Origin of the sequence: Soonwooa buanensis (assembly GCF_900167905.1) — a bacterium.
Lineage (GTDB): Bacteria > Bacteroidota > Bacteroidia > Flavobacteriales > Weeksellaceae > Soonwooa > Soonwooa buanensis.
Window position 1 is genome coordinate 154,264 of sequence record NZ_FUYZ01000008.1, and the last position, 10,753, is coordinate 165,016.

Sequence of the window (10,753 nt, forward strand, 5' to 3'; positions counted from 1 at the left end):
AAGAAGCAGAAAAACGGAAGATGGAAAACCAAACGACAGAAAATAAATTCGAATTACTAAAGGGCGACAAAGTCCTTTGGATGGTTATCATTTTGATATCCTTTCTGTCGATATTTCCTGTTTATTCGGCAAGTTCTAACCTAGAATATATCGCGAATAACGGTACAACAACTTCACACGTTCTTAAGCACATGGTTTTCCTTGTGATAGGTTTAGGAATTATGCGTGGGATTGGCGCCATCAAATACGAATATATAGGTAAGCTAAGTTCGATCTTGTTGGCGATTACTGTCGGATTATTGGTGGTTACGATGTTTACGGGACAGACTATTGACGGGGCGAGTGCGTCGCGTTGGTTGAAGATTCCAGGGACACCGATTTCGTTCCAGCCGTCGTCTTTTGCATATTTAATGTTAATCATTTATCTGTGTAGATATTTAACAAAGAAAATAGCGAGAGAGCGTTTACCCATCGAAAATGTCATGTATATTTTCGGACCAATTTTATTGGTTTTTGGTTTGGTAGCGAAAGATAACGGATCTACGGGTTTAATGATTTTAATAGTGTCCATCGCAGTTTTGGTGTTTGGACAATTGCATTGGAAATACATTGCGGGCTTTATCTCGGTGTCAGTTATTGGCGTGATTATGTTTTTGTTGGTGGCATTAAATACCAATATCATCAACAACAACCGTGTACACACGTGGATGAGCCGTATCGAAACTTTTACAAATGCTAAAAAAAATGCAGATGTCGAAGATGAGTCTTTAAAGGCGAAAAACTACCAAGTCATGCAAGCGAAAGCGGCAATTGTTCATGGTGGATTTTATGGGATTGGTCCAGGAAAAAGTGCTTTGAAGCAAACACTCCCGCAATCGGTTTCGGATTTTATTTTCGCAATTATTGTTGAAGAATATGGTTGGATTGGGGCTTTTGTATTGATAAGTCTTTACATGATTATGATGATTAGGATTGTCATGATTGCGAGTAAAATGCCGGCATTTTTTGGTTCCTTATTGGTGCTCGCCATCGGATTGATGATTTTTGTGCAATTGGGTGTTAATATCGCAGTTGCAGTTAACCTAATTCCAGTTACAGGACAGCCTTTACCGCTGATAAGTTATGGTGGTACGTCGATGTTGGTGACTTACATTCAGTTGGGGATTATTTTAAGCATCAGTTCTCGAATCCAAGTTTATGACGAGGAAGGTATGGGCAAAAAACAAACGATAGAGGAGATTAACGATATCGCATAAAACAAAAAAGAGTCCCAAAGGGACGGCTTAATAGAGAATAGGACGGAGTCCTATTAAAAGAAATAATAATTTGTAAAGCAATAAAGTCCTGAAGGGACGACTTAATAAAGAATAGGACAAAGTCCTATAAAACGAATTAATAAAGAATAGGATGTAATTCTATTAAATTAAAAAAACAAATGAACAAATTAAAAGTTTTATTATCAGGCGGCGGAACAGGAGGACATATCTTCCCTGCAATCGCTATTGCTGATGAAATCAGAAAAAGATTTCCAGAAGCTGAGTTTTTGTTCATTGGTGCAAACAGCAAAATGGAAATGGAAAAAGTTCCCAATGCAGGTTACAAGATCGAAGGTCTTAACATTGCAGGAATTGACCGTGGTAATATTTTGTCAAATTTCAAATTGCCATTCAAGCTTTTGTCAAGTTTATCAAAAGCTAAAAAAATAATTAAAGAATTTCGTCCAGATGTTGCTATTGGGACGGGAGGATTTGCAAGTGGACCAGCTTTGTGGGCAGCGTCAAGATTGGGCGTTTCGACTTTTATTCAAGAGCAAAATGCCTATCCAGGAGTTACCAACAAGTTATTGAGTAAAAAAGCAAAAGCGGTTTTCACAGCTTATCCTAATATGGAAAAAGATTTTCCGAAGACGAAAGTTATCTTTTCTGGAAATCCGATTAGACAAAATATCGTAACAGATATGTTGGATTCTAAAACTGCTAAAGAACAACTTGGCTTGGATGCTGATAAATTGTGCATTTTGTCTGTTGGAGGTTCTTTAGGTTCTAGAACTTTGAATAATGGTTGGAAAGACAATCTTGTAGAATTCGGGAAAGAAAACATGCAATTGATCTGGCAAACCGGAAAGTTAGATTATAAAAATTTAGTTGAAGAATTGACTAACAACCAACAACCAACAACCAATAACCAGATTCAAATAAAAGAATTCGTTTACGAAATGCCATTAGCATATTCTGCGGCGGATGTTATTGTGTCGAGAGCTGGAGCGATTGCAATTTCTGAATTGTCGGTTGCTGGCAAACCAGTGTTATTGGTGCCTTTCCCTTTTGCAGCAGAAGATCATCAAACCAAAAACGCACTTAATTTGGTTGAAAAAAATGCAGCCAAAATGGTAAAAGATTCAGAGATGAAGGACTTGTTTTGGCCAACATTAATGGGTATTTGCAAGGATGAAAATCTAAGAGCAGAAATGTCCAAAAACATCAAAACTTTTGCAAAACCAAACGCAACGGTTGAGATTGTTGATGAGATTTTAAAAACGATTAAATATGTTTAAAAAGTTAGTTTACATATTGCCTCTTATTTTGCTAACAAGCTGCAGTTCGTGGGTTTATAAACCTACGCCTAAAGAGCATCTTAGCAAAGAAAGAATTGCCTTAGCAAAATCTTTTGTTGAAGAATTTATCCACAAATGCGAAAATAGAGATTATACTCCAATTGTTGGTTTTAATCTAGATATTAATCTTAATGCTAGCCTACAAAAAGAAGAAGAGTTTAAAAAGACTTGTGAAAAACATGTAGCAAAATACGGAAAGGTTGTCGTTGGAGATTATCATAGTGCAATAACTCCAAATACACCGAGAGATTATGCAGATTTTATTGTTTTCAATATGACATCAGAGAAGAAAGATTCTCTTAAGTATATGGCAGTTATGTTGTATAGAGATAAAGATTACATCGCAGGATTTACCTCACAAAAAATACCAGCTCCAAAACTTAAACTTAAATTAAAATGAACTATCTAAATACATTCAAGCATTTCTATTTCATCGGTATCGGCGGTATCGGGATGAGTGCTTTGGCGAGATATTTCCACGCTTCAGGTCGCGAGGTTTTGGGTTATGATAAAACCAATACCAAATTGACAACGCAACTAATGGCAGAGGGAATTGACATTACTTTCGAGGATAAAATTGATGACAAAATAAAAGCTTTGTCGCCACAAGATACGTTGGTGATTTATACGCCAGCGATTAAGACTTTAGGTATTTTAGATTATTTTGATGAGCAAGGTTTCACGATTCAGAAGCGTGCAAAAGTTCTTGGATTGGTAACCGAAGATACGCAATGTATTGCCGTTGCGGGTACACACGGGAAGACGACAACTTCGACACTTATTTCGCATTTGTGCAAAGAAGCCAATTTGCCATTTTCCGCTTTTTTAGGCGGAATTTCAGAGAATTTTAAATCAAATTTTCTTTACAACGGTAACGAACTTTCTGTGGTTGAAGCCGACGAATACGACAGAAGCTTCCTAAATCTTTCACCAGATTGGGCGGTTGTAACTTCGATGGATGCTGACCATTTAGACATCTATGGTGACAAAAACCATATCGAAGAAGGTTTCCGTGCATTTGCAGCTTTGGTGCCAGATGACAAACAACTTTTTGTGAGAAAGGGTTTGGAGATTGGTCGTCCACATGAGACTTATGCAGTTAATGAGGAAGCTGATTATTATTCGGATAATTTGAGAATGGATCATGACAAAATTTATTTTGACTTCCATACGCCGACAGAGACGATCAAAGATTTCGTTTGGGAAATTCCGGGTATTCACAATGTTGAAAATGCAACGGTTTCTTTAGCGATTCTTAATAAAATGGGCGTTGATTTTGACACGCTTAAAAAAGCAATTGCAAACTTTAAAGGAATTAAAAGACGTTACACCAAACATATTTTTGACAACGGAAAAATATACATCGACGATTATGCACACCATCCAACAGAGTTAAATGCTGTGATTGGTTCGATTAAAACCTTCTATCCAAATAAGAAATTATTGATTGCTTTCCAACCGCATTTATTTAGTAGAACGCGTGATTTTGCGGACGATTTTGCGAAAAGTATTGCAAAAGGAGATGATTTGTTATTGTTAGATATCTATCCAGCGCGAGAACTTCAAGAGAATTATCAAGGTGTGACATCTGCTTGGTTGTTGGACAAAGTGGAAGCCGAAAACAAAGAAGTGGTGACTTTAGCCGAAAGTTTAGAAAAGATTAAATCTAAAGATTTCGATATTTTGTTGACCGTTGGTGCTGGGAATATTGATACACTTTATGACCCAATTATGGAGTGGCTGCCAACGATTTAGTAGAATTAAATTTAAAAATAAATAGAGACGTACTTTTTGAATTGTACAGTAAATAATGAAGAATAAATACAGAATATTAAAAATTTTAGTAACCGTAGGAATATTGGTATTCTTGCTGAGTTTCTCTTTGAAACGCTTCAGCGAAAAGCCAGTTTCTGAACCTAAAGTTAAGCTTAACCAAACGGCGCCTTCTGTATATTTTATTTCAGAAAAAGAAGTTTCGGAATTAATTAAAAAAAATAATCCCGAAAACAAAATTGGGACTTTGGATATTCCGAAGTTAGAGAAGAAGCTCAATGACAACGACTTTGTAGATAGCGCCAATGTTTATTTAGATCTTAACGGAACTTTAAATATCGATGTTAAACAAAGGGTTCCTGTTTTTAGACTTCAGAAAGGAGGAAAAGATTTTTATGTTGATGCTAATGGTGTAGAATTTCCGATTTCTAGAAATTACTCGTTCCCATGTTTATTGGTTTCAGGCGATGTTAAAAAAGAAGAATATCAAGCTTTAGGAAATCTGGTTGACAAAATCAATAAGGATGATTTTAGTAAAAAGTACTTTATCGGAATTTCAAAATACAAAGACGATTATAGTTTGTTAACCAGCGAAGGCAATTACAAAGTTGAGATTGGTGATCTTAATAATATTGATTTTAAGGTTAAAGGTTTTAAAACTTTTGTTGAGAAATATATGATTTATCAAAATCCAGAAAAATATAAACGGATTTCTGTGAAGTACGAAAATCAAATTGTAACAACGCTTAATCCTTATTTTAAGGAAAATGATAGCGTCTTGAAAGCACAACAAAAAGCTTTAGAAAAACCTCTTGCAAAAGCAACGGGTAAAGAAGATGCTAACAAAACCGAAAAGAAACCTGCTGTAGCAACGCCAACCAAACCAAAGTTGGAAGAAAAGCCGAAAGCTGAACCTAAAAAACAAGAAAAACCAAAGGCAACGCCCAAGCAGGACAAACCAAAAACACAACAAAGCGCTTCTCCTAAAAAGGAAGCCGCAAAGAAAAAGACAAAAGTAGTAGTAGAATAAAAAAATCAAATCGAGCATAAAATGGAAAATCACGAGTATTCAGTAGGTCTGGACATTGGGACAACGAAGATTGTCGCAATTGTCGGTAGACGCAACGATCGAGGCAAGATCGAGGTCCTCGGCGTAGGAAAAGCAAAAAGTCTCGGCGTACACAAAGGGATTGTTAACAATATTGCGCAGACGATTAGCTCAATCAAAGCGGCAGTAGAACAAGCGGAATCTAGCGCTGGTGTTAACATTAGCAAAGTGACAGTTGGGATCGCGGGTAAGCATATCCGTTCATTACAGCATTCGGATTACATCATGAGAGAGCATCCGGATAAGTACATTACAGATGACGACATCGAAGCACTTAAAGATCAAGTGCGCAAGTTGGTGATGTTGCCAGGTGAAGAGATCATCCATGTTCTTCCTCAGGATTATAAAGTTGATTCGGAGGGCGAAATCCAAGAACCAATAGGTATGCATGGTAAACGTCTAGAGGCCAACTTCCACGTTGTTGTTGGGCAGATGGGTTCTATCCGTAACATCGTAAGATGCGTTCGCGAAGCGGGTCTGGATATGGAAGCTTTAACTTTGGAACCTTTGGCATCGTCAGAATCTGTTTTAACTAAAGAAGAAAAAGAAGCTGGTGTTGCAATTGTTGACATCGGTGGTGGTACAACAGATATCGCTATTTTTAAAGATAATATCATTCGTCATACTTGTGTTATTCCTTACGGTGGTGGGATTATTACAGATGACATCAAAGAAGGATGTTCTATTATCGAAAAACATGCAGAGCAACTGAAGGTTAAATTCGGTTCTGCTGTTCCAGAATTAGAAAAAGATAGTACCTATGTAACCATTCCTGGTTTGCATGGTCGTCCAGATAAAGAGATTTCATTAAAATCTTTGGCGCAAATAATCAATGCGCGTATCGAAGAAGTTTTAGAAATGGTGAATACCGAACTAAAAGCTTACGGTGCATTTGAGCAAAAGAAAAAATTGATTGCAGGTATCGTGTTAACTGGTGGTGGATCTAACCTAAAACACCTAAGACAACTTGCTAATTATATGACAGGGTTCGACTCAAGAATTGGTTTCTCTAACGAATATGTTAGCAATGACAAAAGCCAACAATTGAAAGGTCCAGAATATGCGACCTCTATCGGATTGTTGATGGAAAGTCTTAAGATTCGTGATAAGAGCGAAGTTAACTATACGCAAGAAGAGGTTGTAGAAGTTAAAAATACAGCAACAGAAGTTGACACGACCAATAATGTGACAGAGAAAGAAGCCGAAGCTCAAGTTGAAAAACAAATCGTTGAAGCAACTAAGCAAAAAGGTGGTCGATTAACTTTTGGACAATCGATTTTAGAAAAAGTAAAAAAATTCTTCGAAGAAGTAGAATAAATTTTGAAGCGAAAAAGCTATTTTTAAATAGTGGACAAGCGGAACATATTATAAAATTACAACAATGGAAAATACAAATAGCAATCAAGGATTTTCATTTGACCTACCAAAAGGCAACTCTGCGATCATCAAAGTTATTGGTGTTGGTGGCGGTGGAAACAATGCACTTAAGCACATGTACGAAAAAGGAATCTACGGTGTAGATTTCGTGATTTGCAATACAGACGCACAAACTTTAGATAACAACCCAGTGGCTAACAAAGTGCAGTTGGGACTTACAATGACCGAAGGTCTTGGCGCTGGCGCTGATCCTGAAGTTGGCGAGAAAGCTGCCATCGAAAGTATCGACGAGATCAAAGCGGCAATGGGACAAAATACCAAAATGGTCTTCATCACAGCTGGTATGGGCGGTGGTACTGGTACAGGAGCTGCGCCAGTTATCGCAAAAGTAGCTAAAGAGATGGGCATCTTAACTGTTGGTATCGTAACAGTACCTTTCAGTTTTGAAGGCAAAAGACGTCTTGATCAAGCAGAATTAGGTTTAGATAAACTTAGAAATAATGTTGACTCGCTTATCGTAATCAACAATGATAAATTAAGACAACAATTCGGAAATTTAGGATTCAAATCAGGATTCTCAAAAGCCGATGAAGTTTTGACAAACGCTGCTAAAGGTATGGCAGAAGTTATTACGGGTTATTTCGATGTTAACATTGACTTCCGTGATGCTAAATCTGTACTTCAAAATTCTGGTACAGCTTTGATGTCAACTGGTACAGCACAAGGCGAAAACAAAGCGGAAGAAGCGGTTAAAAAAGCTTTAGATTCTCCGTTATTAAACGATAACAAAATCACTGGTGCGAAAAACGTTCTACTTCTTATCCGTTCTGGTAACGAGGAAGCAACAATGGACGAAATCGGTATCATCAACGACTATATCCAAAGAGAAGCTGGTAACACGGCGGACATTATTTTTGGGGTTGGTTCGGACGAAGAATTGGGTGATGCAATCAGCGTATTGGTTATTGCAACAGGTTTTTCTAAAGATGATGTTAGACAAACTAATGTTAAAGAAACGATTCAGAAGATCGACTTGTTCGCAGATAGAGATCAATCTATGCCAAGACGTACAGATTCTCCTTTCAAGACTAGAGCTGAAAGAGATGCTGAAGGCGGCATAGAAAATGGTGGAAAAAATGTTTTCCGTCTAGAAGATGATGAGGATTTTTCAACTCCCAATTTTCCAACTAATACTTTCGCGGGAACTGCTGTAGAAGAGGTTCCACAAGAAGTTAAGTTTTTCGAAAAAGAAGAATCCGAAAGCTTCAATCAAAATTGGGAGCAAGACGAAGCACCTCAAGAATTCAACCTTTTTAATTATGAAGAAGAGGAAGAATTTAATCATAATGAAGACCTAGAAGCGGAAGCTTTTACGTTTGAGGTGGAACATAAAGTTAATGACCAACAAAACATCCAAATCTCTGATGAGGAAAAACCTGTTGAAATTAACTTCGTAATCAACGAGCCGATCAACGAAGAATCGATGTTTGTACACAAAGAGGAAGAAGTTGAGCCGATTATTAATAAAGTAGAAGAAGTTAAGGAAGATTTTAACCCAGTTTTCGAAACAGAAATTGAGGAAGAAATCCAAGTTCCAAAACCTGATATGCTTTACAATCGTCCAGCGGTTAATGAGCCAAAACCAGTAGAAAATTCAGTGAAAAAAATCATTGAAAAACCTGTGGTAGAGGAGAAAGTTGATGAGTCAGAATTTACGTTTATCAATAAATCGACGGAGTCTAACAAGATTCAAGAGAGAAGAAATAAACTTAAAGAATTCAATTCTCGTTATCAAAAATTTGATCATGTTGAAGAGTTTGAAAGCATCCCAGCATTCAAAAGAAAAAATATTGACATCGATAGCAATAGCGCATCAGATAGCAATATCAATAACTTTTTGAGTGACAACAATGGAAGAATTCAACTTCGCGAAAACAAGTTTTTGAATAAAGACGTAGACTAATCGCGTTAAGCCGTAAGCAATATGCAAAAAGCTTATAAACTTCGGTTTTAAAAATGCATATAGCTAAACGCTTAAAGCCTAAAGCAAAAAAAATGAGTTTAGAACAAAAAATAACAGACGCGATGAAAACCGCTATGAAAGAGAAAGACAGAGTTGCTCTAGATTCTCTTCGTGCCGTTAAAGCGCAGATTCTTTTGCTTAAAACAGAGCACAAAGGTGCCGAGGTTTCAGAAGAACAAGAGATTGCAATTTTGCAAAGAATGATCAAACAAAGAAAAGATTCTTACGATCAGTTTTCGGCGCAAAATCGTATGGATTTGGCAGAAGTAGAAGTTGCCCAATCCAAAGTTATCGAGCAGTTTTTGCCAGCTCAACTTTCAGAAGAAGAGTTGGAAGCGGCGATCAAAAACATTATTGCTCAAACAGGTGCCGAAGGCGCCAAAGATCTAGGAAAAGTAATGGGTGTTGCATCCAAAGAATTAGCTGGTAAATCGGACGGAAAGAGCATCTCGACGATGGCTAAGAAGTTACTTTCTTAGGAGGTTTCAGTTATCAGGATTGTGGTTGAAGTTTTTACTAAAACCTCCAACCTAGAACCCAAAACCTAAAAAAAGGATATCCAAACTTTGCATATCGATTTGATTAATGGAACCCAATTTCATCACGAAATTGGGTTTTTTTGTGTCAAAATGTCTCAATAGATTTTTGGCATTGTTTTGATAACATAACTCAATAAGAGAATTACAGATTAATCAATATCTTTGTTAAACTAAAAAAATAAATATTATGTATCCAGCAGATTTAGTACTGCCAATGAAGGCAGAACTTACCGATAAAGGTTTCCAAGATTTGACAACGCCAGAGCAAGTTGATCAAGCTTTAAAACAATCAGGGACAACATTGTTGATGATTAACTCAGTTTGTGGTTGTGCAGCAGGAGCAGCAAGACCAGGCGCAGTATATTCATTAACTGGTGACAAAAAGCCAGATCATTTGGTAACAGCTTTCGCAGGTTTCGATACAGAAGCCGTTGCAGAAGCTAGAAAATTGTTAGCACCATTCCCACCATCTTCGCCGTGCATCGCATTGTTCAAAGACGGAGAATTGGTACACATGCTAGAGCGTCACCACATCGAAGGTAACCCAGCAGGCGCAATCGCCGCTAACTTACAAGCCGCTTACAACGAATATTGCTAAGCCATTAGCCATTCAAAAATAGAAAGCTTCCAAATTTTGGAAGCTTTTTTTGTTTTTTCTAGGGCGGACAATTCGCGCTATCCGCTATATCTTTTGGCTTCGCTCGGTCGGCTCCGCTGCGCTCCGCCGCCTCACTCGCCAAAAGGATGCCGCTTCTATCGCGGCCGCAATTCGGGTTGGTTGAAAAATTAAGTTTTTTTGAAGTTTCTTTAATATTAAATTTGTCAGTTCGGGATAAAGCATTTTTATTTATACGAGGCGTCACTTCGATTTCTATGACATATGCAAACTAAAATTATACACAGATTCGTTTTTTATTAAAGCATATATTCTGTGTATAATTTTGTTTCTAATTGCGTTGAGTATAGACATTTTATTTTTTCCTTCCGCAACCTTTCTTTGAAAGTAAATTGCAAGGTCATTTTTTAATCTTATCGAGCTGAGCGCCGCCAAATGCAATACTTTTTTCAGCTCTTTATCCGCCATTGTAGAAACCCTCGGTTTTCGATAAATAGAACTACCCGAACTGTATTCAAATGGTGCAACTCCTGCGTAACAAGCCATTTTTCGGGCAGATTGTATATCTGAAAATCCTTTGGTTTTTATAATCATTAATGTTGCTAAAACCTTTCCAACATCTGGAATACTCTGTATGCGCTCGTATTGTGATTTCAATTGTTCATTGGAATTTATGAGTTCTAAAATTTTGTTTTCAATACTC

10 protein-coding genes are annotated in these 10,753 nt (G+C 37.2%); 9 read left to right on the top strand and 1 reads right to left on the bottom strand.

From position 1 onward, the window contains the following. Window positions 1-20 precede the first annotated feature (20 nt). The 9 genes from B5X62_RS11725 (at window position 21) to B5X62_RS11765 (ending at window position 10,032) form a co-directional block, all read left to right on the top strand. Window positions 21-1,256: an FtsW/RodA/SpoVE family cell cycle protein gene (locus tag B5X62_RS11725; protein WP_079667612.1), complete on the top strand. Its 1,236-nt coding sequence runs from the start codon at window positions 21-23 to the stop codon at window positions 1,254-1,256. A 179-nt stretch (window positions 1,257-1,435) separates the two neighbouring features. Further along, complete coding sequence (murG, locus tag B5X62_RS11730) at window positions 1,436-2,554, top strand: undecaprenyldiphospho-muramoylpentapeptide beta-N-acetylglucosaminyltransferase (RefSeq protein WP_079667613.1); 1,119 nt, start codon at window positions 1,436-1,438, stop codon at window positions 2,552-2,554. Next, window positions 2,547-3,014, top strand: a complete 468-nt coding sequence (locus B5X62_RS11735; protein WP_079667614.1) for a hypothetical protein — start codon at window positions 2,547-2,549, stop codon at window positions 3,012-3,014. Before murG ends, B5X62_RS11735 begins: the two co-directional genes overlap by 8 nt. After that, the gene (gene murC / locus B5X62_RS11740; RefSeq protein ID WP_079667615.1) at window positions 3,011-4,369 is read left to right on the top strand and encodes a UDP-N-acetylmuramate--L-alanine ligase; all 1,359 of its coding nucleotides are present in this window, start codon (window positions 3,011-3,013) and stop codon (window positions 4,367-4,369) included. The genes B5X62_RS11735 and murC overlap by 4 nt, the downstream gene beginning before the upstream one ends. 55 nt (window positions 4,370-4,424) lie before the next feature. Then, window positions 4,425-5,417 (top strand): cell division protein FtsQ, encoded by a 993-nt coding sequence (locus B5X62_RS11745; protein WP_144038372.1) that lies wholly within the window; start codon window positions 4,425-4,427, stop codon window positions 5,415-5,417. Window positions 5,418-5,438: 21 nt separating this feature from the next. Beyond that, entirely contained in the window at window positions 5,439-6,812 is a 1,374-nt protein-coding gene (gene ftsA / locus B5X62_RS11750) for a cell division protein FtsA (RefSeq protein WP_079667616.1), read from the top strand. Between the two features lie 64 nt (window positions 6,813-6,876). Continuing rightward, window positions 6,877-8,835 carry a cell division protein FtsZ gene (gene ftsZ / locus B5X62_RS11755; protein WP_079667617.1) on the top strand — a complete coding sequence of 653 codons (1,959 nt, stop codon included), beginning with the start codon at window positions 6,877-6,879 and terminating at the stop codon, window positions 8,833-8,835. Between the two features lie 92 nt (window positions 8,836-8,927). Further along, the gene (locus B5X62_RS11760) at window positions 8,928-9,374 is read left to right on the top strand and encodes a GatB/YqeY domain-containing protein (RefSeq protein ID WP_079667632.1); all 447 of its coding nucleotides are present in this window, start codon (window positions 8,928-8,930) and stop codon (window positions 9,372-9,374) included. Between the two features lie 247 nt (window positions 9,375-9,621). After that, window positions 9,622-10,032 (top strand): BrxA/BrxB family bacilliredoxin, encoded by a 411-nt coding sequence (locus B5X62_RS11765; protein WP_079667618.1) that lies wholly within the window; start codon window positions 9,622-9,624, stop codon window positions 10,030-10,032. A gap of 273 nt (window positions 10,033-10,305) precedes the next feature. Here the strand turns inward: B5X62_RS11765 and B5X62_RS11775 are convergent. Further along, window positions 10,306-10,753 (bottom strand): transposase (locus tag B5X62_RS11775; protein ID WP_144038373.1); only part of this gene is annotated, 448 nt, incomplete at its 5' end.

Bases quoted from the DNA above. Each gene is read 5' to 3' on its own strand.
- B5X62_RS11725 (WP_079667612.1), top strand. From the start codon at position 21: ATGGAAAACCAAACGACAGAAAATAAATTCGAATTACTAAAGGGCGAC.
- murG (WP_079667613.1), top strand. From the start codon at position 1,436: ATGAACAAATTAAAAGTTTTATTATCAGGCGGCGGAACAGGAGGACAT.
- B5X62_RS11735 (WP_079667614.1), top strand. From the start codon at position 2,547: ATGTTTAAAAAGTTAGTTTACATATTGCCTCTTATTTTGCTAACAAGC.
- murC (WP_079667615.1), top strand. From the start codon at position 3,011: ATGAACTATCTAAATACATTCAAGCATTTCTATTTCATCGGTATCGGC.
- B5X62_RS11745 (WP_144038372.1), top strand. From the start codon at position 4,425: ATGAAGAATAAATACAGAATATTAAAAATTTTAGTAACCGTAGGAATA.
- ftsA (WP_079667616.1), top strand. From the start codon at position 5,439: ATGGAAAATCACGAGTATTCAGTAGGTCTGGACATTGGGACAACGAAG.
- ftsZ (WP_079667617.1), top strand. From the start codon at position 6,877: ATGGAAAATACAAATAGCAATCAAGGATTTTCATTTGACCTACCAAAA.
- B5X62_RS11760 (WP_079667632.1), top strand. From the start codon at position 8,928: ATGAGTTTAGAACAAAAAATAACAGACGCGATGAAAACCGCTATGAAA.
- B5X62_RS11765 (WP_079667618.1), top strand. From the start codon at position 9,622: ATGTATCCAGCAGATTTAGTACTGCCAATGAAGGCAGAACTTACCGAT.